At 62.0% G+C, this 24,061-nt stretch carries 29 protein-coding genes and 1 tRNA gene; 25 read left to right on the top strand and 5 right to left on the bottom strand.

Translation table 11 applies throughout. From position 1 onward, the window contains the following. The first annotated feature begins 68 nt into the window (after positions 1-68). The 8 genes from PP4_RS09435 to csrA all read left to right on the top strand — a co-directional run bounded on the left by PP4_RS09435 (position 69) and on the right by csrA (position 5,882). Positions 69-371: a DUF1883 domain-containing protein gene (locus PP4_RS09435; protein WP_016487931.1), complete on the top strand. Its 303-nt coding sequence runs from the start codon at positions 69-71 to the stop codon at positions 369-371. 7 nt (positions 372-378) lie between these two features. Next, the gene (locus tag PP4_RS29340; protein ID WP_016498959.1) at positions 379-549 is read left to right on the top strand and encodes a hypothetical protein; all 171 of its coding nucleotides are present in this window, start codon (positions 379-381) and stop codon (positions 547-549) included. 23 nt (positions 550-572) lie between these two features. Next, entirely contained in the window at positions 573-1,649 is a 1,077-nt protein-coding gene (locus PP4_RS09430) for an NAD(P)H-dependent flavin oxidoreductase (RefSeq protein WP_016498958.1), read from the top strand. A 170-nt stretch (positions 1,650-1,819) separates the two neighbouring features. Further along, positions 1,820-2,578 (top strand): molybdate ABC transporter substrate-binding protein, encoded by a 759-nt coding sequence (gene modA, locus PP4_RS09425; protein WP_016498957.1) that lies wholly within the window; start codon positions 1,820-1,822, stop codon positions 2,576-2,578. Next, a complete protein-coding gene (modB, locus tag PP4_RS09420) occupies positions 2,578-3,258 on the top strand; it encodes a molybdate ABC transporter permease subunit (RefSeq protein ID WP_016487935.1) in 681 nt (226 codons plus the stop codon). Before modA ends, modB begins: the two co-directional genes overlap by 1 nt. 1 nt (position 3,259) lies before the next feature. Beyond that, complete coding sequence (gene modC, locus PP4_RS09415; protein WP_016498956.1) at positions 3,260-4,351, top strand: molybdenum ABC transporter ATP-binding protein; 1,092 nt, start codon at positions 3,260-3,262, stop codon at positions 4,349-4,351. Between the two features lie 57 nt (positions 4,352-4,408). After that, positions 4,409-5,431, top strand: a complete 1,023-nt coding sequence (locus PP4_RS09410) for a DNA topoisomerase IB (protein ID WP_016498955.1) — start codon at positions 4,409-4,411, stop codon at positions 5,429-5,431. A gap of 253 nt (positions 5,432-5,684) precedes the next feature. After that, positions 5,685-5,882, top strand: a complete 198-nt coding sequence (csrA, locus tag PP4_RS09405) for a carbon storage regulator CsrA (protein ID WP_004375914.1) — start codon at positions 5,685-5,687, stop codon at positions 5,880-5,882. A gap of 43 nt (positions 5,883-5,925) precedes the next feature. Here the strand turns inward: csrA and PP4_RS09400 are convergent, their stop codons facing one another. The 4 genes from PP4_RS09400 to PP4_RS09385 all read right to left on the bottom strand — a co-directional run bounded on the left by PP4_RS09400 (position 5,926) and on the right by PP4_RS09385 (position 9,260). Then, positions 5,926-6,279, bottom strand: a complete 354-nt coding sequence (locus PP4_RS09400; protein WP_016498954.1) for a response regulator — start codon at positions 6,277-6,279, stop codon at positions 5,926-5,928. An 11-nt stretch (positions 6,280-6,290) separates the two neighbouring features. Further along, positions 6,291-7,736 carry an ATPase domain-containing protein gene (locus tag PP4_RS09395; RefSeq protein WP_016498953.1) on the bottom strand — a complete coding sequence of 482 codons (1,446 nt, stop codon included), beginning with the start codon at positions 7,734-7,736 and terminating at the stop codon, positions 6,291-6,293. Positions 7,737-7,741: 5 nt separating this feature from the next. Next, positions 7,742-8,902 carry a two-component system sensor histidine kinase NtrB gene (locus PP4_RS09390; protein WP_016498952.1) on the bottom strand — a complete coding sequence of 387 codons (1,161 nt, stop codon included), beginning with the start codon at positions 8,900-8,902 and terminating at the stop codon, positions 7,742-7,744. An 82-nt stretch (positions 8,903-8,984) separates the two neighbouring features. Next, complete coding sequence (locus PP4_RS09385) at positions 8,985-9,260, bottom strand: hypothetical protein (protein WP_016498951.1); 276 nt, start codon at positions 9,258-9,260, stop codon at positions 8,985-8,987. A gap of 202 nt (positions 9,261-9,462) precedes the next feature. Between PP4_RS09385 and PP4_RS09380 the strand changes: the two genes are divergently transcribed. Together PP4_RS09380 and PP4_RS09375 are read left to right on the top strand one after the other, a co-directional pair. After that, positions 9,463-9,547 (top strand) — tRNA-Leu (locus PP4_RS09380). Between the two features lie 104 nt (positions 9,548-9,651). Further along, complete coding sequence (locus PP4_RS09375) at positions 9,652-10,065, top strand: DoxX family protein (protein ID WP_016498950.1); 414 nt, start codon at positions 9,652-9,654, stop codon at positions 10,063-10,065. A 1-nt stretch (position 10,066) separates the two neighbouring features. On the opposite strand, the gene PP4_RS09370 is transcribed toward PP4_RS09375, so the two are convergent. Beyond that, entirely contained in the window at positions 10,067-10,264 is a 198-nt protein-coding gene (locus tag PP4_RS09370) for a hypothetical protein (protein WP_016498949.1), read from the bottom strand. A 382-nt stretch (positions 10,265-10,646) separates the two neighbouring features. On the opposite strand from PP4_RS09370, the gene adhP reads away from it, so the two are divergent. From adhP to PP4_RS09295, 15 genes are all read left to right on the top strand, one after another. Next, positions 10,647-11,657 carry an alcohol dehydrogenase AdhP gene (adhP, locus tag PP4_RS09365; RefSeq protein ID WP_016498948.1) on the top strand — a complete coding sequence of 337 codons (1,011 nt, stop codon included), beginning with the start codon at positions 10,647-10,649 and terminating at the stop codon, positions 11,655-11,657. 72 nt (positions 11,658-11,729) lie between these two features. Continuing rightward, positions 11,730-11,936, top strand: a complete 207-nt coding sequence (locus PP4_RS09360) for a DUF6434 domain-containing protein (protein ID WP_016498947.1) — start codon at positions 11,730-11,732, stop codon at positions 11,934-11,936. 469 nt (positions 11,937-12,405) lie between these two features. Beyond that, entirely contained in the window at positions 12,406-13,083 is a 678-nt protein-coding gene (locus PP4_RS09355) for a thermostable hemolysin (RefSeq protein WP_016498946.1), read from the top strand. Then, entirely contained in the window at positions 13,073-14,539 is a 1,467-nt protein-coding gene (locus tag PP4_RS09350) for an AMP-binding protein (protein WP_016498945.1), read from the top strand. Before PP4_RS09355 ends, PP4_RS09350 begins: the two co-directional genes overlap by 11 nt. 11 nt (positions 14,540-14,550) lie before the next feature. Beyond that, the gene (locus PP4_RS09345) at positions 14,551-15,231 is read left to right on the top strand and encodes a TenA family transcriptional regulator (RefSeq protein ID WP_016498944.1); all 681 of its coding nucleotides are present in this window, start codon (positions 14,551-14,553) and stop codon (positions 15,229-15,231) included. Beyond that, positions 15,218-16,024 carry an SDR family oxidoreductase gene (locus tag PP4_RS09340; protein WP_016498943.1) on the top strand — a complete coding sequence of 269 codons (807 nt, stop codon included), beginning with the start codon at positions 15,218-15,220 and terminating at the stop codon, positions 16,022-16,024. The genes PP4_RS09345 and PP4_RS09340 overlap by 14 nt, the downstream gene beginning before the upstream one ends. Beyond that, entirely contained in the window at positions 16,021-16,662 is a 642-nt protein-coding gene (locus PP4_RS09335) for a hypothetical protein (protein ID WP_016498942.1), read from the top strand. Before PP4_RS09340 ends, PP4_RS09335 begins: the two co-directional genes overlap by 4 nt. 2 nt (positions 16,663-16,664) lie before the next feature. After that, the gene (locus tag PP4_RS09330) at positions 16,665-17,327 is read left to right on the top strand and encodes a response regulator (RefSeq protein ID WP_016498941.1); all 663 of its coding nucleotides are present in this window, start codon (positions 16,665-16,667) and stop codon (positions 17,325-17,327) included. Beyond that, on the top strand, positions 17,324-18,688 hold the full coding sequence (locus tag PP4_RS09325; protein WP_016498940.1) for a sensor histidine kinase: 1,365 nt from the start codon (positions 17,324-17,326) through the stop codon (positions 18,686-18,688). Before PP4_RS09330 ends, PP4_RS09325 begins: the two co-directional genes overlap by 4 nt. A gap of 173 nt (positions 18,689-18,861) precedes the next feature. Then, positions 18,862-19,851 carry an aldo/keto reductase gene (locus PP4_RS09320; protein ID WP_016498939.1) on the top strand — a complete coding sequence of 330 codons (990 nt, stop codon included), beginning with the start codon at positions 18,862-18,864 and terminating at the stop codon, positions 19,849-19,851. Continuing rightward, entirely contained in the window at positions 19,848-20,438 is a 591-nt protein-coding gene (locus PP4_RS09315; protein ID WP_016498938.1) for a flavodoxin, read from the top strand. The genes PP4_RS09320 and PP4_RS09315 overlap by 4 nt, the downstream gene beginning before the upstream one ends. 24 nt (positions 20,439-20,462) lie before the next feature. After that, positions 20,463-21,455 (top strand): aldo/keto reductase, encoded by a 993-nt coding sequence (locus PP4_RS09310; protein WP_016498937.1) that lies wholly within the window; start codon positions 20,463-20,465, stop codon positions 21,453-21,455. A gap of 59 nt (positions 21,456-21,514) precedes the next feature. Beyond that, positions 21,515-21,982, top strand: a complete 468-nt coding sequence (locus PP4_RS09305; RefSeq protein ID WP_016498936.1) for a (R)-mandelonitrile lyase — start codon at positions 21,515-21,517, stop codon at positions 21,980-21,982. Between the two features lie 229 nt (positions 21,983-22,211). Then, positions 22,212-22,985 (top strand): carboxymuconolactone decarboxylase family protein, encoded by a 774-nt coding sequence (locus PP4_RS09300; RefSeq protein ID WP_016498935.1) that lies wholly within the window; start codon positions 22,212-22,214, stop codon positions 22,983-22,985. 121 nt (positions 22,986-23,106) lie between these two features. Continuing rightward, positions 23,107-24,051, top strand: a complete 945-nt coding sequence (locus tag PP4_RS09295) for an alpha/beta hydrolase (RefSeq protein ID WP_172439568.1) — start codon at positions 23,107-23,109, stop codon at positions 24,049-24,051. The last annotated feature ends 10 nt before the right edge of the window (positions 24,052-24,061 follow it).

The raw sequence follows: 24,061 nt of genomic DNA, 5'->3' as shown, positions 1-24,061 counted from the left end.
GCGCGCCAGTGTAACGGCACATCGTGGTATCTTTTGCCTTTACAGATCCAAACCTTGCGGAGCATCACATGAAATTCGTACACCAGCGCGAGCACCTCAACGAGGACGACATCGTCGTTATCGAATGCTCCCAGCGCTGCAACATCCGCCTGATGAACGACGCCAATTTCCGCAGCTTCAAGAACGGCGGCCGTCACACCTACCATGGCGGCCAGTTCGTTGACTTCCCGGCCAAGATCACGGTACCCAGCACCGGCTTCTGGAACATCACCATCGACACCGTGACCACCCGCCCGATCTCGGTTACGCGCAAGCCCACCTTGAGCCACAAGATCAAGATCATCCGTCGCTCGTCGTCGAAACTCAGATAAGACTGCCATGACCCAGAACATCAAGTACGTCATCAAATACAAGCTCGACGGCCAGCGCCGCTGGGATTTCGCCGTCATGCCCGACGCGTCGCAGGAACAGGCACTCGATGCCCTGCGCAAGATCCACGGCGACGACGCCGACAAGATCAGCGACATTCAGGTGAGCAAGGCACTGTAAGGCTGCGCGCCAAGGAGAACTGCATGAGCAACTGGCCCGACCGTCGTATCCTCGATCTGCTGGGCATCGAGTTGCCCATCCTCCAGGCGCCCATGGCCGGCGCCAGCGGGTCGGCGATGGCCGTCGCCGTGGCCAACGCCGGAGGGCTTGGCGCCCTGCCCTGCGCCATGCTCACAGGCGAACAAGTACGGGGCGAGATCGCAGCCTTTCGAAACGCTTGCCCGGGCCGCCCGCTGAACCTGAACTTCTTCTGCCACCAGCCGCCAGCGCCCGATGCCGAGCGCGATGCCCGCTGGAAGCAGGCCCTTAAGCCTTATTACAACGAAACGGGTGCTGATTTCACGGCCCCCACGCCAGTGTCCAATCGTGCGCCGTTCGACGAACAAAGCTGCAAGCTGATCGAGCAACTGCGCCCGGAGGTGGTGAGCTTCCACTTCGGCCTGCCCAAGGCTGACCTGCTGCAACGGGTGAAGGCCAGTGGTGCCAAGGTACTGTCCAGCGCCACTACGGTAGAAGAAGCGGTCTGGCTGGAACGCAATGGCTGTGACGCGATCATCGCCATGGGGTATGAAGCCGGCGGCCATCGGGGCATGTTCCTCAGCGACGACATTACCAGCCAGATCGGCACCTTCGCCCTTGTGCCGCAGGTGGTGGACGCGGTCAGCGTGCCGGTGATTGCCGCAGGCGGTATCGGCGACCACCGTGGCCTGGTGGCGGCGCTGGCACTGGGCGCTTCGGCAGTGCAGATCGGCACGGCTTACCTGTTCTGCCCCGAGGCCAAGGTTTCGTCGGCGCATCGCCTGGCGCTGGACAGCGCGCCCGCGAGCGACACGGCGTTGACCAACCTTTTTACCGGCCGCCCGGCGCGCGGCATCAACAACCGCATCATGCGCGAGCTGGGGCCGATGAGCGACCTGGCACCGCGCTTCCCTCTGGCGGGTGGAGCATTGATGCCATTGCGGGCGATCACCGATCCACAAGGTAACAGTGACTTCAGTAACCTGTGGTCGGGGCAGGCGTTGCGGCTGGGGCGGCACGTGCCTGCGGGGGAGCTGACCCGGGATATTGCCGAAAAGGCACTGGCCCTGGTTAATCGTTAGGCATCTTCATATACAGGTTCGGCCTCTTCGCAGCACAAGGCTGCTCCTGTAGGAGCAGCCTTGTGCTGCGAAGAGGCCGAGCCTGCAAATGCATCACCCAGCCCCTTCCCGGCAAATGGCCTATCGCTATATAGTTCAGCACATAACGATAACCCCAAGGAGCTGTCTGCATGCGTATCCGCCCATCCCACCTGGCCATCACCGCCCTGGCCACCCTGTTCGCCTTCAACACTGCCTGGGCCGATGAGGTTCAGGTCGCGGTCGCAGCCAACTTCACAGCCCCGATCCAGGCCATCGCAAAAGACTTTGAAAAAGACACCGGCCACAAACTGGTCGCAGCCTACGGCGCCACTGGGCAGTTCTACGCACAGATCAAGAACGGCGCACCGTTCGAAGTGTTCCTCGCCGCTGACGACAGCACCCCGAAGAAGCTTGAAGAAGAAAAGGAAATCGTCCCTGGGTCGCGCTTCACCTACGCCATCGGCACCCTGGCCCTGTGGTCGGCAAAGGAAGGCTACGTAGATGCCAAGGGTGACGTACTGAAGAAAAACGATTACAAACACCTGTCCATCGCCAACCCGAAAGCGGCACCTTACGGCCTGGCCGCCACCCAGGTGCTGGACAAGCTGAAGCTCACCGAAGCCACCAAAGGCAAGATCGTCGAAGGCCAGAACATCACCCAGGCCTTCCAGTTCGTCTCCACCGGCAATGCCGAACTGGGCTTCGTCGCCCTGTCGCAGATCTACAAGGACGGCAAGGTAACCAACGGCTCCGCCTGGATCGTGCCGTCCAACCTGCACGACCCAATCCGCCAGGACGCGGTGATCCTGAACAAAGGCAAGGACAATGCGGCCGCCAAAGCGCTGGTCGAATACCTCAAAGGCCCGAAAGCCGCTGCGGTGATCAAGTCCTACGGCTATGAACTCTGATGCCACTGGACGCCAGTGACCTGGGTGCAATCTGGCTGACCGTCAAACTGGCCAGCCTGACCACCCTGATCCTGCTGGTTATCGGCACCCCCATCGCCTGGTGGCTGGCGCGTACGCGCTCATGGCTACGCGGGCCGGTGGGTGCGGTGGTGGCTCTGCCGCTGGTATTGCCACCCACGGTGATCGGCTTTTACCTGCTGATCGCCCTCGGGCCGCACGGCTGGCTCGGCCAGGCTACCCAGGCGCTGGGCCTGGGCAGCGTGGTGTTCAGCTTCACGGGCCTGGTGATCGGTTCGACGGTGTATTCCATGCCATTCGTGGTGCAGCCGCTGCAGAATGCATTTGGCGCGATCGGCCAGCGCCCGCTGGAAGTCGCCGCCACTTTGCGCGCCAGCCCATGGGACACTTTCGTTCATGTGGTGCTGCCGCTGGCCCGCCCCGGTTTCGTCACCGCCAGCATCCTCGGCTTCGCCCATACCGTGGGCGAGTTTGGCGTGGTGCTGATGATCGGTGGCAACATCCCCGACAAGACCCGCGTGGTCTCGGTGCAAATCTTCGATCACGTCGAGGCCATGGAGTATTCGCAAGCCCACTGGCTGGCCGGTGCCATGCTGGTGTTTTCCTTCCTGGTGCTGCTCCTGCTGTACGCCGGACGCCGCGGCAAAGCTGGCTGGAGCTGAAATGACCGCATCGATAGTGGCGCGCCTGAACCTGGCGCGCGACGACTTTACCCTGGACGTTGACCTGCACCTGCCCGGGCGCGGCATCAGCGCGCTGTTCGGCCACTCGGGCTCCGGCAAGACCAGCTGCCTTCGCTGCCTGGCCGGTCTGGAACGGGCCGCCAGCGCCTACATCGAGGTTAACGGCGAAGTCTGGGAAGACAGCGGCCGCGGCCACTTCCTGGCCCCGCACCTGCGGCCAGTGGGCTACGTGTTCCAGGAGGCCAGCCTGTTCCCGCACCTGTCGGTGCGCGGCAATCTGGAATTCGGCTGGCGCCGGGTGGCGGCGGCTGAACGCAAGGTGAGCCTGGACCACGCCTGCCAGTTGCTGGGCATCGGCCACTTGCTGGAACGCCGCCCCGCGACGTTGTCTGGCGGCGAGGCGCAGCGGGTGGGCATTGCCCGTGCCCTGCTCAGCAGCCCACGCCTGCTGTTGATGGACGAGCCGCTGGCGGCCCTCGACGGGCCGCGCAAGCGTGAGATCCTGCCTTACCTTGAGCGCCTGCACGATGAACTGGACATTCCGCTGGTGTATGTCAGCCACGCCCAGGATGAAGTGGCGCGGCTGACCGACCACCTGGTGTTGCTGGAGCAAGGCCTGGTGGTCGCCAGCGGCCCGATTGGCGAAACCCTGGCCCGCCTCGACCTGTCGCTGGCCCAGGGCGAGGACGCTGGCGTGGTGTTCGAAGGCCTGGTGGTCGGCCACGACCCGCACTACGACCTGCTCGACCTGCGCCTGCCCGGCGGCTCAGGGCCGGTGCTGCGCATCGCCCACCCGGCCCACGTGATGGGCAGCACCTTGCGCGTCAAGGTGCAGGCCCGTGACGTCAGCCTGGCGCTGGCGGCCGACAGCACATCGAGCATCCTCAACCGCTTGCCGGTGCAGGTGCGCGAAAGCCGCCCGGCCGATAACCCTGCCCATGTGCTGGTCAGCCTGGATGCCGCCGGCAATGCCTTGCTCGCGCGCATCACGCGCTTTTCGGCACACCAGCTCGGCCTGCACCCGGGCCAACTGCTGTTCGCCCAGATAAAGTCGGTGGCGTTACTGGGCTGAGCATCCTGCGCGCGGGTGTTGTCCATTGATCAATGACCTGATCGAGGCCTGCCCGCCATGCTCGACTGCCCCCTGCCGCGCAGCTTGCACTACGTTGACGACAGCCAGCCGGGCCTGACCCGGCGACGCTGGCGCGACCGCTTCATTTACCTGGATGCCGATGGCCAGCGGGTGCGCGACAGCGCCACCCTTGCGCGCATAGCCGCGCTGGTGATTCCGCCTGCCTACACAGATGTGTGGATCTGCACCGACCCGCAGGGCCATTTGCAGGCAACCGGTCGCGATGCCCGTGGCCGCAAGCAGTACCGCTACCACACGCAGTGGCGCGAACTGCGCGACCAGCACAAGTACGGGCGCATGCTGGCCTTCGCCGAGGCTTTGCCAAAACTGCGCGCGCAACTGGAAACCCACCTGGCACGGCCAGGCCTGGACCGGGAAAAGGTCATGGCATTGGTCGTGAGCCTGCTGGACCACACCTTGATCCGCATCGGCAACCAGCGCTACCTGCGCGACAACCAGTCCTACGGGCTGACCACCCTGCGCAACCGCCATGTTCAGGTCAAGGGCAGCAGTATCCGTTTCCAGTTCCGCGGCAAGCGGGGTGTCGAGCACGACGTCACCCTCACCGACCGGCGCCTGGCCAACCTGCTCAAACGCTGCATGGAACTGCCCGGCCAAGCGCTGTTCCAGTACCTGGATGAAAACGGCCAGCGCCACAGCATCGGCTCCAGCGAGGTCAACCAGTTCCTGCAGGAGCTGACCGGCGCCGACTTCACTGCCAAGGACTACCGCACCTGGGCCGGCAGCAGCCTGGCCCTGAACCTGCTCAGGCCCTTGGCCTGGGAGCCCGAGACCGAGGCAAAGCGCCAGGTCGCTGCCATCGTCCGCCAGGTGGCTACACGGCTGGGCAACACGCCCGCGGTCTGCAGGCGCTGCTACATTCACCCGGCCGTACTTGAACACTATGCCCTGGGGCGGCTGGGCAACTTGCCGAAGCGCCGTATGCGCAAGGGCCTGGACCCTGAAGAAGTGGCCTTGTTGCTATTTCTTCAGGCACTTGAGGAACAGGATGGCCATTAAGCCTGTCTATTCAGGCGATGATGCGAAGAAATTTCCCATTGGCCGCCAAGCCCCCTATTCTTGCCATCGAGCACCTTGGCCGACAAACCGCTGGCGGTTTGTTTCGGCACCTGCAACTGAAGATACGCAACAGAATTTGTCTGTCGGGGAATTACTATCCGCCGAAAGCGTCTTTAATGAGAAGGAAGAGGGACACGCTCCCACCGCCGCGGCAACTGGCCCAGCGGTTTTTTACATCACCAAGGAGAACTACATGCTGATACTCACCCGCAAGGTTGGCGAAAGCATCGTCATCAACGATGACATCAAAGTCACCATTCTGGGCGTCAAAGGGATGCAGGTGAGGATCGGGATCGATGCACCGAAAGATGTCCAGGTCCATCGCGAAGAAATTTTCAAACGCATCCAGGCCGGTAGCCCAGCCCCGGAAAAGCACGACGACTCACACTGAGCCTACCCTCTCCAGCGTGCAAGGACGCGCTCGACCGCCAGCCTCAGGTGCCCAGTAGCTGACGCACCTTGGCGATCATCTCGTCCATGTCGAACGGCTTGTCGAATATTGCGGCGAACAGGGCCGGGCATCCTTGGCTGGCCTGCGCGCCGCTCATCAGAATGACCGGCAACTCGCACAGCGTCGGGTCTTCGCGCATGGCACGTACCAGTTCCTCACCGTTGAGCAGCGGCATCATGTAGTCGGTGATCACCAGCTCAACGCGTTTCTCCCTCAACGCCTCCAGCGCCTTGCTGCCGTTGCTCGCCTTTTCCACCAGATAGCCTTCGTCCTCCAGCGCAAAACCGAGGATATCGGCAATCAGGTATTCGTCATCTACGATCAGGATGGTGTTCATTGGCTCATCCGTCACCCACTCCCCTGTGGTGTCGGCGTACCCGAGAGCACACCGCAGGCACCTTCGAATGCCCTGCGCAGGGTAATGCCCTGCGGCCCGATCAGCAGCTCGTGCAAGGCAGGGTCGTGGTGACTGTCACGCACTTTGAGGATCGACAGCATGCGCCGTAGTTGCGAATCCAGCTCGACGAAGCGCATCAGCATCAGGTTGTCGACAATGCTCGACAGGTCCGGGGCCGGGGCGCTGATCTCGGAGCCGAAGATGTCGCGCATTTCCCAGGTCAGCATCACGCTCACATCACGCGCACGCAGCTCGCCAGCGATGGCACGGAAAAACGCATTGAGCCGCGTCGGGTCGACAGCGAGGCGACTGAACGCCCCGAGGCTGTCAATCAATACGCGTTTGCTGCCATGGGCCTCCACACGCTCAAGCAGGCGCGCACCGATCTGGTCCAGCAGCCCCTCGGTAGTCGGTTGCCAGCACAGCTGCAGGCTACCCTCCTGCTCCATGGCTGCAAAGTCGTAACCCAGCGATGCGGCCTTGTTGCGCAGGCGGTCGGGCGTTTCGTAAAAGCCGAAGTGCAACCCCGGTGCCTGCTTGGTGCTGGCGCCAAGAAAGGCCAGCCCCAGTGAAGTCTTGCCGATACCCGACGGCCCGATCAACAGACTGACCGAACCCATGGCCAAGCCGCCATCGAGCATCTCATCGAGGGATGGCACACCGCTGCCGATGCGCGCCGGGGTGGCGCTGCCCATCTGGCTGGGGTGGCTGAACAACGCCTCCAGGCGCGGGTAGACGTGCATGCCGCTTTCATCGATAAGGCATTCGTGGCGCCCCGACAACGCCCCACTGCCGCGGGTCTTGCGCAACTGGATATGGCGCACGGCGCGGCTGCCCACCAGTTGCTCACCCAGCTCGATCACCCCGTCGACCATGGTGTGCTCCGGGCTGCCCTCGTCCAGCCGTGCGCTGGTAAGCAGCAGCACGGTGCAGCCGGCAAAGGCCGCATGGCCCTGCAGCTCGGAGACAAACTTCTTGGTATCCAGCGCGGTTTCGGCGCGCACCCGGGCATTGAGCACGCCATCGACAATCAACAGGCTGGCCTGCTGCCGGGCGATTTCCTGGCGCAGCAGCCGCACCACGGCATCCAGCCCTTCCTGCTCAAGGGTGTCGAAGGCACTGACGAACTGGATCTGGTCGCCGACCAGCGTCGGGTCGAAAAAGTCCAGGGTGGACAGGTACTGGAACAGCCGTTCATGCGACTCGCTCAGCAAGGTGGCGACCAGCACCCGGCCGCCCGTACGCACGTGCCCGCAGGCCAACTGATTGGCCAGGATGGTCTTGCCGGCACCCGGCGGGCCTTGAATGATATAGGAGGCGCCGGCTACCAGGCCGCCCTTCAGCAGCGCATCGAGCCCTTCGATACCTGTCACCAACCGCCTGAGTGCCTGCGCCATGATGCTTACCTGTCGAGTGGGCTGTTGGTCTTGTCCTGATACGTTGGCAAGTAAAGCTGCATGGAAGTTCCCTGGCCGAGCTCACTGGCGACACAAATGGCGCCACCGCTCTGCCTGGCGAAACCATACACCTGGCTAAGGCCCAGGCCAGTGCCCTTGCCGAACGGCTTGGTGGTGAAGAATGGCTCGAAGATGCGCGGCAATACTTCTGGTGCAATCCCTTCGCCGCTGTCTTCCACCACAAAGCGCACGAAGCTGCCTTGCAGCCCTTCCACCTCGCCAACCAACTCGACCACCTCGGCCGTCAGGCCTATCCGGCCCTCCCCGGCGATGGCATCGCGGGCATTGAACAGCAGGTTCAGCAGCACCATCTGCAACTGCCCGGCATCCACTTCGATCAACGGCAAGCCCGCTTGCAACTGCACCTGCAGTTCAATCGAGCTGGGCAGTGCGTGCTCCAACAGGCCACGGGTGGCAGCGACAAGGTCTTGCGGTGCGACGCACGCCACATCGAGGCGGCGGTGACGGGCAAAGCTGAGCAGTTGCTGGGTCAGTTCGGTGCCCCGCTGCCCCGCATCGAGAATGTGCTGCAGCATGCGCTGGATACGCGCCGGGTCCTGACTGGCCAGCGCCAGGCGCGCCGAGCTGATGATGATGGTCAGCATGTTGTTGAAGTCATGCGCCAGCCCCCCGGTCAATTGGCCCAAGGCTTCCAGCTTCTGCGCCTGGAACAGCTGGGCGCGCACGGCGTCCAGTTGCGCCGCCGACTCGCGACGGTCGGTGATGTCTCGCGTGACCTTGGCCAGGCCGATGATCTGGCCCTGGTCATCGCGGATCACGTCCAGCGCCGCCAGCGCCCAGAACTGTGTGCCATCCTTGCGCACCCGCCAGCCCTCATCCTGCGCCACACCCTGCTCCAGCGCCTGGCGCAGCAAGCGCTCGGGGCGGCCGTCGGCACAATCCTGGGGGGTGAAGAATAGCGAGAAATGCTGGCCGATCACTTCATCGGCGCGGTAGCCCTTGATCCGTTGCGCGCCGGCATTCCACGACACCACATGGCCGGTCGGGTCGAGCATATAGATGGCGTAATCCACCACCGACTGCACCAGCTGTTCATAGCGCTGGGCAGGTATGGCGGGGTGATCGAGACAGTCAGCTGAAACCATGAAAACTCCACTGGCACAGCAGGAGGGACGATGTGAGCTTAGCCGAGGGTAACCGCCAACGGCCCCCTGTGGCTACCAATGGTCAGCGTTCAGGCTCGACCAACGCAGGGCTGATACGGCGCGGCATGGCAACTTTCAGCAGCCACAGGCCAACCAGCATGATCCCCCCGCCGCCAGCCAGAGCCATCCACCGCTGCGGCTGTGGGTGCTCGGCATCGAAACCGAGCATCAACAGGTAGCCACCCAGGCTGATCAGGCTGAGGTAAAGAAACGCCCCCAACACGATCACCAGCGCAAACAGCAGCCGCCAGAGCAGCCGTGGGCGCACGACACGCTCGCTAGCGTCGGACTGAGCCATCGCCGCATACTCTTGGATCCAATAAAGGGGGCAACAGTGGCGTAATGACAGCAAGGTGTCAATTATCCAGTGGTTCGACCCTTCATTCTGTTGATCATAGGTGCTGCAGTTGACTCAACTATAACAATGGGTTATAAAGCGCGCTTGATTGCAAAGCCCTTCTGCTTAGAAGCGAGCTGGTCGTTGCGGCCCTTTCAAGCGTGCGAGTGTGGTGGAATTGGTATACACAGCAGACTTAAAATCTGTCGGCGTGAGCCTTGCGGGTTCGAGTCCCGCCACTCGCACCAAACTTCGTTGAAAAGGCGCCCTTGCGGCGCCTTTTTGCTGCCTGCCAGCAATGTCTTGCGCAGCTGCTAGAGTGGAACGTGTCCCCGTCCACTGGAACGCCACCATGCGCTACTCCCTGTTCGATGGCCAACGCGACATCATTATCCTGATCGCCCGCGTACTGCTGATGATCCTGTTCGTCTTGTCTGGCTGGGCCAAGCTCACCGGCTTTGATGGCACGGTTGGCTACATGACGTCGTTAGGCGCCCCTGCCCCCATGCTGGCGGCTGCAATTGCCGTAATCATGGAGTTTGTCGTCGCCATCCTGCTGATCCTGGGCTTCTACACCCGTCCGCTGGCGTTTCTGTTCGCGCTGTTCGTGCTGGGCACGGCGCTGCTGGGCCACCCGTTCTGGAACATGGTCGACCCCGAACGCAGCGCCAACATGACCCAGTTTCTGAAAAACATGAGCATCATGGGCGGCCTGCTGTTGCTGGCCGTGAGCGGCCCAGGGCGTTTTTCGGTGGACGGGCGCTGAGTCAGTCGTCTTCGCAGTCATCGAACCAGGCTGGGTGATCACGCTCCTCGTCATCGAGGTCATCCAGCGTTTCCTCGTCTTCTTCCACTTCATCCTCGGCGCCTTGGGCATCCGCCTCGGGCTCCATGTCGTCGTAGAAAAATTCATGGTCAAGCAGGTGATCGTGCTCGGGTTCGTGCAGGTCGTCTTCGTCGTGCATGCTGGCTCCTGGGGTGATGGCAGGCCTGTATAGGCGTATCAGGTTCCGAGGTCAATGTGTTGCCGCTTAATCCTGGGTTAACCGGCCACGCGCAGCCTGCAGTCTCTCCCTTCAAACGTCTTTTGCCCGCCTTTCATGGCGGGCTTTTTTATGGCTTTGGGAGCATGACAGGCTCATGACCTGAGCTTCACGAAATACTGACAACCGGATTGGCACACTGGCCCCGCTCCGTACGTTTTTGCAGCCCGCCGCATCATTGCCGCGGGCTTTTCTTTTACGACGTGTTCTTGAAGCATGACCTGAAGCAGTTTTGCCCTACCCGGCAAGGGCTATGCTAACCCAGCGATAACCCAAGCTCACTCGGATAGACACGGAGGCTCTTATGAAAGCTGCTGTTGTTGCACCAGGCCGTCGCGTGGACGTGATAGAAAAAACCCTGCGCCCCCTCGAACACGGCGAAGCGCTGCTGAAGATGCAATGCTGCGGTGTCTGCCACACCGACCTGCACGTGAAAAATGGCGATTTCGGTGACAAGACCGGCGTTGTGCTGGGCCACGAAGGCATCGGCGTGGTTCAGGAAGTCGGGCCGGGCGTCACCTCGCTCAAGCCGGGCGACCGTGCCAGTGTTGCCTGGTTTTACCAGGGTTGCGGGCATTGCGAGTATTGCAACAGCGGCAACGAAACCCTGTGCCGCGAGGTGAAGAACTCCGGGTACACCGTGGATGGTGGCATGGCCGAAGCCTGCATCGTCAAGGCCGACTACTCGGTCAAAGTACCCGACGGCCTCGATTCCGCTGCCGCCAGCAGCATCACCTGCGCCGGCGTCACGACCTACAAGGCAGTGAAAATTTCCAACATCCGCCCAGGCCAATGGATTGCCATCTACGGCCTCGGCGGGCTGGGCAACCTGGCCCTGCAATATGCCAAGAACGTCTTCAACGCCAAAGTGATTGCCATCGACGTCAATGAGCAGCAGCTGCGCTTCGCCAGCGAAATGGGCGCAGACTTGGTGGTCAACCCGCTCAACGAAGACACCGCAAAGGTTATCCAGGCCAAGACCGGTGGCGCCCACGCCGCCGTGGTGACTGCCGTCGCCAAAGGCGCGTTCAACTCGGCCGTAGACGCCCTGCGCGCTGGCGGGCGACTGGTTGCCGTCGGGCTTCCGTCGGAATCCATGGACCTGAACATTCCCCGCCTGGTGCTGGACGGCATCGAAGTGGTGGGCTCGCTAGTCGGGACACGCCAGGATCTGCAGGAAGCTTTCCAGTTTGCGGCTGAAGGCAAAGTGGTGCCCAAGGTGACTTTGCGGCCAATCGAGGATATCAACCAGATCTTCGACGAGATGCTGGAAGGCAAGATCAAAGGGCGTATGGTGATCCAGTTCGAAGGTTGATAGCCTCAACCACAACGCCCGTAGATGATCCTCTACGGGCTTTTTGCTTTCTCAACAGTCAAGGAACAGACCATGAGCTTCGACTGGCACGCCGGCCCGATCACCAGAGCCACCCCGCTGGACAAGCATTACCGCAACACGCAGAAGGTTCGTCAGTTTCTGCTCAGTGAATGTGGCGCGTCATTCAAGTTCGACCGTACCTTTATGGCATGGATCAAAACCGGGGCACCCTCAACGATGGGCGAAGTCGCGGACGAATGGCAGCGAATCCATCGATGACAGCCGGCACCTGATGCCTGCAAGCCTGATTGTGCTGTAGCCGCGTCTTTGAGCATCTTGTCCAACGATTCAACCATGCTGGAATAATCCATTTCCTGACTCCATCAATGTTGGATTGGGCTTGAGTTCACCATAGCTTGAGAACGTTTCAATATTTGATGAGGGCGCCGAGACGATATCACTCGCCCTCTTGCTGATGACCATCGCCTCAGAGATGAGGTTCAAGATAACTGCTCAAGACGCAGTGGGGGGCCTGGCATAGACTGACGGGATCCATTTGGCCAAAGCGCGCTGGTGCCTGCATCGGGCTTTCACTGTCATCAAGTTGAACACGCAGCGGGTGCAGTGACCGAGTGCTCGATCTCCTGCGACTAATCCGGATCTCAGACGCTTTGTGCTGTCTGACTTCAGATTCCCTTCAGATTCGCGCCTGATAATTCTCTCCGTCGAACCCAATCGGGGGAGTTTTATGAGCGAATCTGAATGGAGCAGCCTGCTCCCGCTTCCTATAGGCAGTCACGCCGACCACCACGCGCAATTGTCGCTTCATCTGGCAGGGGGCGCTTCACGCGAGGATCTGGAGCACTTCATCCACCAGTGCTTTGCCACCGTGCACCAAGCGGATGTGCAGCACTACTTGCCAGAGCTGCTGGCATTGCATGACAGCCACGGACGCCTGATCGCAGCGGCCGGCATGCGACCAGCCTGCGACGGGGCTCTGTTTCTCGAGCGGTATCTGGACGCCCCTTTGGAGGTCGCTGTTTCGCAGGTCGCCGGTGTTGCCCTGGACCGTACAGGCATGGTCGAAGTGGGCAACCTGGCCTCACTCAGCGCTGGCAGCGCCCGAATCATGATCATTGCCGTGACTTGGTTGTTGGCTTCGCGTGGCCTGGAGTGGGTGGCATTCACCGGCGCTGCGACACTGATCAACAGCTTTCAACGGCTGGGCTTGATGCCTACCGTACTGGCTGCGGCTGATCCTGAGCGCTTGCAGGGGCAGTCTAATCAGTGGGGAACGTACTACGACCAACGACCACAGGTGTTCGCCGGCAACATCGGCCATGGCTTCGATGCCCTGACCCGGGCGGGGGTGTTCCAACGCCTTGGGTTTCCCAAGCTGGCCCAGGAGACCGGTCATGCCGCATGAACTGCATCTCTTTCACGCGTTGTTGCTCCAGCATGCCCAGCAAAAACCCGATTCTGTAGCTGTTCGGGGCCTGGGGCAGTGTTTCACCTACCGGCAATTGCTTGACGAGGTCGAATTCCGTGTAGCCCGCTTGCTGACCAGGCCAGCGGGCACGTTCGTCATGGTGCTGGATAACGGGCCTGAGCTGCTTTTCTGGGACTTGGCGGCTCTTTTCGCCGAGCGCACTTGTGTGATCGTACCGCCGTTCTTCAGCCCGGCTCAGTTCCGGCACTGCCTGCAGCAGAGTGGTGCCACGAGCGTGCTGTGCGAGACGCAGTGGACCGCCCTTCTCCTTGAGCAAGGGTTTACCCAAAGGCCGGCAGAAGGCTTTCTGACGCGTGATGGCGTCGTCGCGCCTGAATTGCCGGCGGGCACCGCAAAAATCACCTACACCTCCGGTAGTACCGGGAGCCCCAAGGGCGTATGCCTGGGCGCCGAGGCCATGCTGCGGGTAGCGCGGGAGCTGGAAGCTGCAAGCCGACCAACCGAGCCTCAGCAATACCTGGCAGTACTGCCACTGGGTGTATTGCTGGAGAACCTCGGCGTATATGCCGCGCTCATGGCCGGCGCCTGCGTCCAGCTCTACCCGCAGCAACAGTTGGGCATGGGCGGCGCAAGCCAGGTGGATTTCAAGCGCTTGCTCGCTGCGATTGCCCTAAGCGGTGCACAAAGTCTGATCCTCGTGCCGCAACTGCTGATGGGGCTGGTCACCGCTATCGAGCGCAGGCTCATGGGGGTTGGCCCACTGCGATTCGTGGCCGTGGGCGGCGCCCGGGTATCACCCCACCTGCTGGCTCGGGCCGATGCAGTGGGCTTGCCAGTATTCGAAGGCTATGGCTTGTCCGAATGCGCCTCGGTGGTTGCGCTGAACCGACCGGGGGCCGTTCGCCCTGGCAGCGTCGGTAAGCCCTTGCCCCATGTGCAGGTGCGCATTGCTGACGACGGCGAGGTGCTGGTGGCTGGCTCGACCTTGCTGGGTTACCTGGAAGAGGCGCCGGTCACCGGCGAATGGTGGGCGACGGGCGACCTCGGTCACCTCGACGAAGAGGGCTATCTGTACCTTGACGGGCGCAGTAAGCACCAGTTCATCACCAGCTTCGGTCGTAACGTCAACCCGGAGTGGGTTGAGTCGGAGCTGACTCAGGGCGGCGTGATTGCACAGGCATTCGTGCATGGCGAAGCCTTGCCGCACAACCTGGCGCTGCTCTGGCCACTGGACCCCGTTGCCAGCGACGAGGCTATCGAGCAGGCCGTACGGCACTGCAACGCGCAACTGCCCGATTACGCCCATGTGCATGCCTGGCGCCGTTTGCCGGCCCCGCTAAGCCCCATTGATGAAACCCTGACTGCCAACGGCCGCCCACGGCGCGAGGCGATCCTGCAGCGTTACCACACCCTGTTATCCGACATCGCGTAGTGAGGTTCACCATGTCATTTTTCGATGCTTTGCAAACACAAACTGCCGAGGAGCGTCAGGCGTTGTTCGCAGTGCCCGTAATCCGGGACGCGTTGGCCGGCCAGGTCAGCCTGGACAGCTACGTCGCCTTCCTGACCCAGGCCTACCACCATGTCCGCCATACCGTGCCGCTGATGATGGCCTGTGGCGCGCGTTTGCCGTCGCGCCTGGAATGGCTGCGCGGTGCCGTGTGCGAATACATCGATGAGGAATACGGCCACGAACAGTGGATCCTCAACGACATCAACGCCTGCGGCGGCAACTGGGAAGCCGTGCGTGATGGTCGGCCAGCGCTACCAATCGAGCTGATGGTCGCCTACCTCTACGACCTGATTGCACGCGGTAACCCTGTCGGGCTGTTCGGCATGGTCAACGTACTGGAAGGCACCAGCATCGCCCTGGCCACGCAGGCGGCGGCCACCATCCAGAGCACGTTGGGCTTGCCTGGCCAGGCGTTCAGCTACCTCAGCTCCCATGGTGCGCTCGACCAGGACCACATGGTGACCTACAAGCAGTTGATGGACCGCCTCGATGACGAGGGCGACCAGCAGGCTGTGATCCACGCTGCAAAGGTCGTCTACCGCTTGTACGCCGAGATGTTCCAGGGCTTGCCGCGCGCCGCGCAGCACGAGGTGCGTCATGCGCTTGCCTGAATCCGTGGTGGTCCTCACCGGCGCCAGTGGGGGTATTGGTCTGGAGCTTGCCGGGCAATTGTGCGCTGCCGGTGCCCAGGTGCTGGCGGTCAGCCGGCACATGGGCAAGCTGGCTGGCCTGATGAATCGGTATCCGGACCGTTTGCGTTGGCAAGAAGCTGACCTGCGCAGCCAGGCAGGGCGCGAGCAAGTGGTTGGTCGAGCCCGCGAGATGGGCAATGTCAACGTTCTGATCAACGCTGCCGGGGTGAACCGCTTCGCCTTGCTCGATCAGTTGGGCGAGCACGAGCTCGATGAGCTGCTGGACATCAATCTGAAGGCGCCGATACAACTGACACGTGGCTGCCTGCCGTTGCTGCGCACCCAGCCCAAGGCGCTGGTGGTCAATGTCGGGTCCACCTATGGCTCGATCGGCTACCCCGGCTATGCCACCTACTGCGCCAGCAAATTCGCCCTGCGTGGCTTTTCGGAAGCGCTGCGGCGCGAGTTGGCCGACACCACGGTGAATGTGCTCTATGCAGCGCCCCGCGCGACCCGCACCGCGATGAATAGCAGTGCTGCGACAGCGCTGAATCAAGCGTTGAAAGTCGGCATGGACGACCCGGCGGATGTCGCTCGTGCAGTGCTTCAGGCCGTGGAGTCTGAACGCAGCGAGCTTTACCTGGGCTGGCCGGAAAAGCTCTTCGTGCGCATTAACGGCATGTTGCCGGGTGTAGTCGACCGCGCACTGCGCAAACAATTGCCTGTCATTCGCCGCTACATCGGCAGCCACTCCAAGGAGTCGATCAAATGAAGCGACTGCTCATCGCCAGCTTGCTGGCATTCGCACCCTTCACCTGGGCACTGGATCAGACCGGGACACAGCACCTGAGTGAGCTACAGCAGCGCTGGGCGCAGATCCAGTACCAGTTACCCAAGGACAAACGTGCTGACGCCTTCGAAAAGCTGGCGAGTGACGCGACGGCCTTCGTTCACCAGTATCCCGGTACCCCAGAGCCATTGATCTGGGAGGGCATCATCAACAGCAGCTGGGCGGGGGCCACCGGTGGTCTTGGCGCGCTAGGCAAGGTCAAGGCCGCGAAGGCTAGCCTGGAGCAGGCCATGAAACTGGACCCCAACGCCCTGCAGGGTTCGGCCTATACCAGCCTGGGCACGCTGTACGATCAAGTGCCCGGTTGGCCGATTGGTTTCGGTGATGCCGAGATGGCCGACAAGATGCTGCGCAAAGCACTGCAGATCAACCCCGGCGGTATCGACAGCAACTATTTCTGGGCTGATCATCTGTATCGGCAAAAACGCTACCCGGAGGCTACCGCAGCCCTACACAAAGCCTTGCAAGCCCCACCGCGGCCAGGGCGTGAGCTGGCTGATCAGGGTCGTCGCGCGGATATCGATGCTTTACTCAAGGCGATCAAGGACAAACAGGACTGAACATGCGGCTTTTGCTGGTTGAGGACGATATCGCACTGGGAGAGGGGATCTGCGACGGTTTGCGCCAGCAGGGCTACACCCTCGACTGGTTGCGGGACGGTGTCAGTGGTTTGCATGCGTTGCAGCACGAGAGCTTCGACCTGGTGATCCTGGATCTTGGATTACCGCGCATGAATGGCATTGAACTCCTGCGGCGGGTACGCGCCGGCGGCGACAGCCTTCCGGTGCTGATCCTCACCGCACGGGATGCCCTCGATGATCGCATCACCGGCCTCGATGCCGGCGCCGACGATTACCTGGTCAAGCCGTTCGACCTCAACGAGCTGAAGGCACGCTTGCGCGCGTTGCTAAGGCGCAGCGCCGGCCGCGCCAAGGTCATGATCGAGCATGCCGGCGTCAGCCTCGACCCAGCTACCCAGCAAGTTCATTACAACGGCGTCGAAGTGGTGCTGACCCCCAAGGAATACATGCTATTGCACGAGTTGCTGGCGCAGCCGGGCAAGGTTTTCACCCGCGAACGCCTGACCCAGCTGCTGTATGGCTGGGATGAGGAACCCGAGAGCAATACGCTGGAGGTGAATATCTACCAGCTGCGCAAAAAGCTGTTCAACGGGCTGATCCGTACGGTGCGCGGCATTGGCTATCTGGTCGAGGCCAAGGCATGAGCTCGCTGCGCCAACGCACCCTGTGGCGGGTGATGCTGTTGCTGCTGCTGGGGACCGGCCTGCTGGCGCTCTATAACTATCACGACAGCCGCCATGAAATTAACGAGGTGTACGACGCGCACCTGGCTCAAAACGCTCGCTTGCTGCAGGGCGTCATGAGCCTGCCGGTGCAAAGTGGCTCGCGTGAAGCGATGTACCAGGCATTCAACGAGGCATTGGCCCAGGCGGGCCACCATCGGGTAGGCCACCCCTACGAGAGCAAGCTGGCATTCCAGGTCTGGCAGGACGGCGCTGGCCTGCTGGTGCACACACCCAGTGCGCCGACCATCGACCCTCCACCGACGGCCCCCGGTTTCTACGACTTTTCGAGTGGTGGCGAGCAATGGCGCGGTTTCGTGCTGCCGGTGCCGGAACGACACTGGGTGATCTGGGTGGGCGAGCGTGACGATGTGCGCTACGACTTGATCGATCGCATCGTTCGCCACACCCTGTTCCCGTTCCTGCTCGGCAGCCTGGTGTTGGCACTGCTGGTTTGGGCTGCTATCGGCTGGGGACTGCGGCCGTTGCAGAACATGGCCAACATCATCCGTGGGCGTCACGCCGATTCGCTTGAGCCGTTGCAGTTGGTGCCTCTGCCCTCGGAGCTGGAGCCCATGCAGGCCGCCATCAACCGCCTGTTGGCGCAGATCGAGGACCTGTTGCGGCGTGAGCATCGGTTCATTGCCGATGCCGCCCACGAAATGCGCACACCCTTGGCCGTCCTCCGCCTGCACGCGCAGAACGCGCTGGAGGCCAGCAACGAGGCCGAGCGACACAAAGCGCTGGGCTTTCTGATGGGTGGGGTGGACCGGCTTACCCGGGTTGTCAATCAGTTGCTGACGCTGGCCCGTGTCGAGCCAAGGTTGGGGCAGCGAGCCAGTACTGAGATCGACCTGGCCGAAGTGGCCACCGAGACCTTGGCCGACCTGACCCCGTGGATACTGGACCGCGGCCTGGAGCCCTCGCTGGATATCGGTGAAGGCGACCATCACCTGACAATCGATGCCGGCGCCCTGGGCATCGCCCTGCAGAACCTGGTGTCGAACGCGGTGGAGCACTCACCGCCCGCTGGCCGCATCACGGTGTCACTCAGGCGCCTGGAGAATCACGTCGAGCTGGTCGTCGAGGACGAAGGGCCGGGTATCGATGAGGCCAGCCTGTCGCGCGTATTCGAGCGCTTCTACAGCCGTAACAGTCCCAATGGTGCAGGCCTTGGGCTTTCCATCGTGGCGACCATCGTTGACCGGATGGGCGGGCAGGTGCGTTTGCATAATCGAGCAAGCGGCGGGCTAGCCGCCACCTTGCTGTTTCCGGTGGGTTGAATTCCCCAGCATACTCGCCACCAACCCTGCACTGGCATCTGACGCTGAGCACTTCAGGCCCTCGATTCCGGGACTGATGAGCAAACCTCATGAACCCTTGCCGAATTAACCGTCTAGTCCTCACTCGTTAGCTCGCTTAGTGTTCTCCCAACGCCAAATGTCGGGAGATCCAAATGCACAAGCGCACACTCGGAAACAGTTCACTCGAAGTGTCAGCCCTGGGCTTCGGTTGCATGGGCTTGAGCCATGGTTACGGCCCGGCGACCGACACACAACAAGCCATTGCGCTGATCCGATCGGCGGTTGACCGAGGCGTCACGCTTTTCGATACCGCCGAAGTTTACGGCCCCTACCTGAACGAACAGGTGGTGGGCGAAGCCCTGGCACCGATGCGCGATCAAGTGGTCATCGCCACCAAGTTCGGTTTCACCTTCGGCGACGACAATAAACAGCAGATTCTCAACAGCCGACCAGAGCACATCCGGGTCGCGGTCGAGGGTTCGTTGCGTCGACTGAAGACCGATTACATCGACCTGCTTTACCAACACCGCGTCGATCCGGACGTGCCGATCGAGGACGTCGCCGGGGTGGTGAAGGACTTGATTGGCGAAGGCAAGGTCAAGCACTTCGGCCTGTCGGAGGCCGGCGCCCAGACCATTCGCCGTGCGCACGCGGTGCAGCCGGTCACAGCGCTGCAAAGCGAATACTCACTGTGGTGGCGCGAGCCTGAGCAAGAAATCCTGCCGACGCTTTGGGAGTTGGGGATCGGCTTCGTCCCGTTCAGCCCATTGGGCAAAGGTTTTCTCACCGGCACGGTGTCGGCGCAGGCCACTTACGGCAGCGACGACTTCCGCAGCATCGTCCCGCGTTTCAGCCAGCCGGCGCTGCAAGCCAATCAGGGCCTGGTGGTGTTGATCCGGCAGATCGCCGAGCAAAAACAAGCCACACCCGCACAGATCGCGCTGGCATGGCTGCTCGCACAGGCGCGGTGGATTGTGCCGATTCCGGGGACGACCAAACTGCATCGTCTGGAAGAAAACCTCGGCGGCGCAGATATCACGCTCGACGCCTTGGAACTGAAAGCAATAGATACAGCGTTGGCGCAGATCCGCATCGAGGGCGAGCGTTATCCCGAGGCCCTCAAGGCGCGTGTCGGTCGATGAGCAACGATCACGATCCGTTGCGGCGCACGGTGATCGCCGCGCTGGCCAGCGCCCCGCTGCTGTCTCTGGCCGACACGCAAGGCGCCAGTCAAACACCGCGCTCAGGCTCGCGGATTCTGGTGGCGTACTTCTCGCGCTCGGGCAATACCCGCGTGGTCGCCGGGCTGATCCAGCGTGGACTGGGTGCCGACCTCTTCCAGATTCGCCCGGCCTACCCTTACCCCGAGGACTATCTGCAAACCGTGGAGCAGGCGCGTCAGGAGCGTGACAGCGGCTTCGAGCCCGAGCTGCAAGAGAAGGTTCACGCACTCAGCGACTACGACACGCTCTATCTCGGGTTCCCGATCTGGGGTGAAACCGCCCCGCCCATCGTGCGCGCATTTCTCAGCGCACACGACCTGACCGGCAAGACCCTCATCCCCTTCAACACCCACGGCGGTTATGGCTTGGGTAACAGCCGCAGCGTGCTGGTCAACCACGCGCCGAAGGCAAAGGTTCTGGAAGGTTTTGTGATGGAGAGTGAGCAGGAGCGCAAGACCATGGAACGTGTGAACGGCTGGCTGAGCGATCACCCCCGCACGCGTTAACCGAATTCTGTACGGAGTGACATGATGAAAATCCGCACGTTGGGCAATGGCCTGGAAGTGTCCGCACTGGGCCTTGGCTGCATGAGCATGACCTCGGCCTATGGGCCGGCTGGCGACAAAGCCAGCATGATCAAGCTGATTCGTTCGGCCCACGAGCAAGGCATCACCTTGTTCGACACCGCCGAAGCGTATGGCCCGTTCGCCAATGAAGAACTGCTGGGCGAGGCCTTGCAGCCAATTCGCGAGCAGGTCGTCATCGCTACCAAGTTCGGCTTCGATATCGACCTGATCACCGGCGCACGCGGCGGCGGAACCAACAGCCGCCCTGAGCATATACGCGCCGTTGCAGAGGCGTCGTTGCAGCGTCTGCGCACTGATTGCATCGACCTGTTTTATCAGCACCGCGTCGATCCCCAGGTACCCATCGAAGACGTCGCCGGCACCGTCAAGGATCTGATCGCCGAGGGCAAGGTCAAGCATTTCGGCCTGTCTGAGGCGGGTGTGGAAACCATTCGCCGGGCGCACGCGGTGCAAGCGGTCACGGCGGTGCAGAGCGAATATTCGCTGTTCTGGCGAGGCCCGGAGCTGGAGCTGCTGACAGTACTGGAAGAACTGGGAATCGGTTTCGTACCGTTCAGCCCGCTCGGCGCCGGTTTTCTCACCGGTCAGATCGACGAGCACACGCAATTCGACGCCAGCGATTTCCGCAACTATGTACCACGCTTCTCCCCTGAAGCGCGCAAGGCCAATCTGGCGCTGGTCGATGTGGTAAAAGCCGTCGCGCATCGCAAACACGCCACACCGGCGCAAGTGGCGCTGGCCTGGCTGCTCGCACAGAAACCGTGGATTGTGCCGATCCCAGGCACGACCAAACCCCATCGACTGGAAGAGAACCTGGGCGCAGTCGAACTGCAATTGACCAGTGACGATCTGCGCGAGATCAACCAACAGATTGCGCAGATTCAAGTGCACGGTGAACGCCTGCCAGAGTCGGCACTGAAAATGACCGGGCTCTGAGTCTGCCCAACGCGGCGCCAAGTGCGGCGCCACTTTCCCTTCTGACCGGAGTTGATCCGATGACCCGATTGATCGCACCACTCGTTGCTTTGTCACTCATGGCAGCAGAATCCCAGGCCGCCGGTGAAATCCGCGTTACGCCGAATGGCGCGCAGCCCTCGGTCAATGGCGCGGCGCAAAACTTTACCGGCACGGTGCGCGTTGATGGCCTGTTCAACGGTGATGCGCCGGCGCGCATCGGCGGCGGCACGGTGACCTTCGAGCCAGGCGCACGCACGGCGTGGCACACCCATCCGCTGGGGCAAACGCTGATCGTCACAGCAGGCGTCGGATACGTGCAGCAAGAGGGCGGCCCGCGTCAGCAAATCCGACCGGGCGACACTGTCTGGATTCCGCCGCACACCCGTCACTGGCATGGCGCCACGGCCAGCAACGGCATGACCCACATCGCCATCGCTGAAGCCGAGGACGGCAAGACCGTCACCTGGGCGGAACAGGTCTCGGAGGCGCAATACACCGGCCAATGAAGTTACGGAATGTGTCGAAGTTGCTCGCCCGGCACCTCTGTCACAAACCGTCAGCCGCCCTGCAGGCCCGGCATCAGCGGGGTCGCGCCGAAGTTGCAGCGGTGACGGCAATTTCGACTCATGAATTCTGCTCAGAAGTCCATGCGCAATTTCGGGGTTAATCGACACAACCATCCTCCGTACGATCCAGCGACACAACGCTGACCCGCAACGGATGGAGCCTTTCACGATGACCACTGACGCACGCAACCACTCTACCCTTCCCACGCTCATGGCGCTTTGCCTGGGCGTCGGGGCGATGTTCAGCGTTACCACTCAAGCAGCCGAGGCATCGCAGACCATGGCCAGCCCCTCCGCCAGCGCAGCTAGCTTGTCGCGCCAGCAACAAACGATTCCCCTGATCGCCGCGTTCATGGCGACCAGCGACATACCCAACCTCAACACCGCACTCAATCAAGGCCTCGATGCCGGCTTGACCATCAGCGAAACCAGGGAAATTCTGGTGCAGCTGTACGCCTATGTGGGCTTCCCGCGCAGCCTCAACGCCTTGAACGAGCTGATGGCGGTGGTACAGAAGCGCAAACAGCGCGGTATCGAAGACGCGCCGGGGCGTGAGCCGAGCCGGGCGATTCCGGTCGGGGATGAGCTGCTGGCCGCCGGCACCGCAAATCAAACCAGGATTTCCGGTGCCCCGGTCAAAGGCCCGGTGTTCGAGTTCGCTCCGGTAATAAACCGGTACCTGCAAACTCACTTGTTCGGCGACATCTTCGAGCGCGACAACCTCGACTGGCAAAGCCGCGAACTGGCGACCATCGGCGCGCTGGCGGCAACGCCTGGGGTCGAGCCACAATTACGCTCGCACATGGCGGCGAGCCTGCGCGTCGGTCTGAGCGCGGCGCAGTTGCACGAAGTCACGCAGCTGCTGAAACAACACGGCGACGAGCAGACGGCTGAACGTGCCAAGACCGCGTTGACCCAAGCCCTCACGGCTTCGGGTAAATGACATGACGCCTGCCAAGTCCCTACTGAGCATCGCGCTGTTGAGCCTGCTGGCGGCCTGCGCGAACAACCCCGATGGCTCGTTGCAGATTCAACGACAAGGCAGCTTCGCCGCCGGCGGAACGGTGACCACTGCACCGGGCACCTTCAACCCGCACCAACCGATGACGCCCAACGGCCAGACATACCACGGTGACCACGCCTACGCCTTCTATCAAATCCCGGTGGATGCGCGAAAACTGCCCATCGTCATGTGGCACGGTGCGGGTCAGTTTTCCAAGACCTGGGAAACCACCGCCGATGGTCGCGAAGGCTTTCAGAACATCTTTCTACGCCGCCATTATGGCGTCTATCTGATCGATCAGCCGCGGCGTGGCGATGCCGGGCGCAGCATGGTCGAGACCACAATCAAGCCTGTACCTGACGAACAATTGTGGTTCAACCAGTTCCGCATCGGGTTGTGGCCCAACTACTTCAGCGGTGTGCAAGTGGCACAGGATGCCCAGACCCGCGAGCAATTTTTCCGGGCGATGACGCCGAACACCGGGCCGTTCGACATGGACGTGGTCTCTGATGGCGTATCAGCACTGTTCGACAAAATCGGCCCGGGGATTTTGTTCACCCATTCGCAAGGTGGCGGGCCGGGCTGGTTGACCGCGATCAAGAACGACAAGGTGAAAGCCATTGTGGCGTTCGAGCCAGGCAGCAGCTTCGTGTTCGCTCAAGGTGAAGTCCCTCCGCCAATTCCCAGCGCGTTCGACACAGTGCAAGGCGCGGCGGTGCCGATGGAGCAATTCAAGGCCCTCACGCGCATTCCGATTCTGATCCTTTACGGCGACAACATCCCGGAGCAGGCGGTCGACCTGCCCGCCCAGGACAGTTGGCGCGCACGCCTGAAAATGGCCCGGCTCTGGCGTGACGCGGTCAATCGCCACGGCGGTGATGTGCGACTGATCCACCTGCCGGAGATCGGCATTCATGGCAATACCCACTTCCCCATGTCGGATCTGAACAACGTGCAGATCGCTGACCTGGTCGCGCAATTCCTCGAAGAAAACCAGTTGGACTGACCCAAATACT

The organism is Pseudomonas putida NBRC 14164, assembly GCF_000412675.1.
Lineage (GTDB): Bacteria > Pseudomonadota > Gammaproteobacteria > Pseudomonadales > Pseudomonadaceae > Aquipseudomonas > Aquipseudomonas putida.
This window is presented reverse-complemented; position numbering and strand designations above follow the sequence as displayed.

Bases quoted from the DNA above. Each gene is read 5' to 3' on its own strand.
- PP4_RS09435 (WP_016487931.1), top strand. From the start codon at position 69: ATGAAATTCGTACACCAGCGCGAGCACCTCAACGAGGACGACATCGTC.
- PP4_RS29340 (WP_016498959.1), top strand. From the start codon at position 379: ATGACCCAGAACATCAAGTACGTCATCAAATACAAGCTCGACGGCCAG.
- PP4_RS09430 (WP_016498958.1), top strand. From the start codon at position 573: ATGAGCAACTGGCCCGACCGTCGTATCCTCGATCTGCTGGGCATCGAG.
- modA (WP_016498957.1), top strand. From the start codon at position 1,820: ATGCGTATCCGCCCATCCCACCTGGCCATCACCGCCCTGGCCACCCTG.
- modB (WP_016487935.1), top strand. From the start codon at position 2,578: ATGCCACTGGACGCCAGTGACCTGGGTGCAATCTGGCTGACCGTCAAA.
- modC (WP_016498956.1), top strand. From the start codon at position 3,260: ATGACCGCATCGATAGTGGCGCGCCTGAACCTGGCGCGCGACGACTTT.
- PP4_RS09410 (WP_016498955.1), top strand. From the start codon at position 4,409: ATGCTCGACTGCCCCCTGCCGCGCAGCTTGCACTACGTTGACGACAGC.
- csrA (WP_004375914.1), top strand. From the start codon at position 5,685: ATGCTGATACTCACCCGCAAGGTTGGCGAAAGCATCGTCATCAACGAT.
- PP4_RS09400 (WP_016498954.1), bottom strand. From the start codon at position 6,279: ATGAACACCATCCTGATCGTAGATGACGAATACCTGATTGCCGATATC.
- PP4_RS09395 (WP_016498953.1), bottom strand. From the start codon at position 7,736: ATGGCGCAGGCACTCAGGCGGTTGGTGACAGGTATCGAAGGGCTCGAT.
- PP4_RS09390 (WP_016498952.1), bottom strand. From the start codon at position 8,902: ATGGTTTCAGCTGACTGTCTCGATCACCCCGCCATACCTGCCCAGCGC.
- PP4_RS09385 (WP_016498951.1), bottom strand. From the start codon at position 9,260: ATGGCTCAGTCCGACGCTAGCGAGCGTGTCGTGCGCCCACGGCTGCTC.
- PP4_RS09375 (WP_016498950.1), top strand. From the start codon at position 9,652: ATGCGCTACTCCCTGTTCGATGGCCAACGCGACATCATTATCCTGATC.
- PP4_RS09370 (WP_016498949.1), bottom strand. From the start codon at position 10,264: ATGCACGACGAAGACGACCTGCACGAACCCGAGCACGATCACCTGCTT.
- adhP (WP_016498948.1), top strand. From the start codon at position 10,647: ATGAAAGCTGCTGTTGTTGCACCAGGCCGTCGCGTGGACGTGATAGAA.
- PP4_RS09360 (WP_016498947.1), top strand. From the start codon at position 11,730: ATGAGCTTCGACTGGCACGCCGGCCCGATCACCAGAGCCACCCCGCTG.
- PP4_RS09355 (WP_016498946.1), top strand. From the start codon at position 12,406: ATGAGCGAATCTGAATGGAGCAGCCTGCTCCCGCTTCCTATAGGCAGT.
- PP4_RS09350 (WP_016498945.1), top strand. From the start codon at position 13,073: ATGCCGCATGAACTGCATCTCTTTCACGCGTTGTTGCTCCAGCATGCC.
- PP4_RS09345 (WP_016498944.1), top strand. From the start codon at position 14,551: ATGTCATTTTTCGATGCTTTGCAAACACAAACTGCCGAGGAGCGTCAG.
- PP4_RS09340 (WP_016498943.1), top strand. From the start codon at position 15,218: ATGCGCTTGCCTGAATCCGTGGTGGTCCTCACCGGCGCCAGTGGGGGT.
- PP4_RS09335 (WP_016498942.1), top strand. From the start codon at position 16,021: ATGAAGCGACTGCTCATCGCCAGCTTGCTGGCATTCGCACCCTTCACC.
- PP4_RS09330 (WP_016498941.1), top strand. From the start codon at position 16,665: ATGCGGCTTTTGCTGGTTGAGGACGATATCGCACTGGGAGAGGGGATC.
- PP4_RS09325 (WP_016498940.1), top strand. From the start codon at position 17,324: ATGAGCTCGCTGCGCCAACGCACCCTGTGGCGGGTGATGCTGTTGCTG.
- PP4_RS09320 (WP_016498939.1), top strand. From the start codon at position 18,862: ATGCACAAGCGCACACTCGGAAACAGTTCACTCGAAGTGTCAGCCCTG.
- PP4_RS09315 (WP_016498938.1), top strand. From the start codon at position 19,848: ATGAGCAACGATCACGATCCGTTGCGGCGCACGGTGATCGCCGCGCTG.
- PP4_RS09310 (WP_016498937.1), top strand. From the start codon at position 20,463: ATGAAAATCCGCACGTTGGGCAATGGCCTGGAAGTGTCCGCACTGGGC.
- PP4_RS09305 (WP_016498936.1), top strand. From the start codon at position 21,515: ATGACCCGATTGATCGCACCACTCGTTGCTTTGTCACTCATGGCAGCA.
- PP4_RS09300 (WP_016498935.1), top strand. From the start codon at position 22,212: ATGACCACTGACGCACGCAACCACTCTACCCTTCCCACGCTCATGGCG.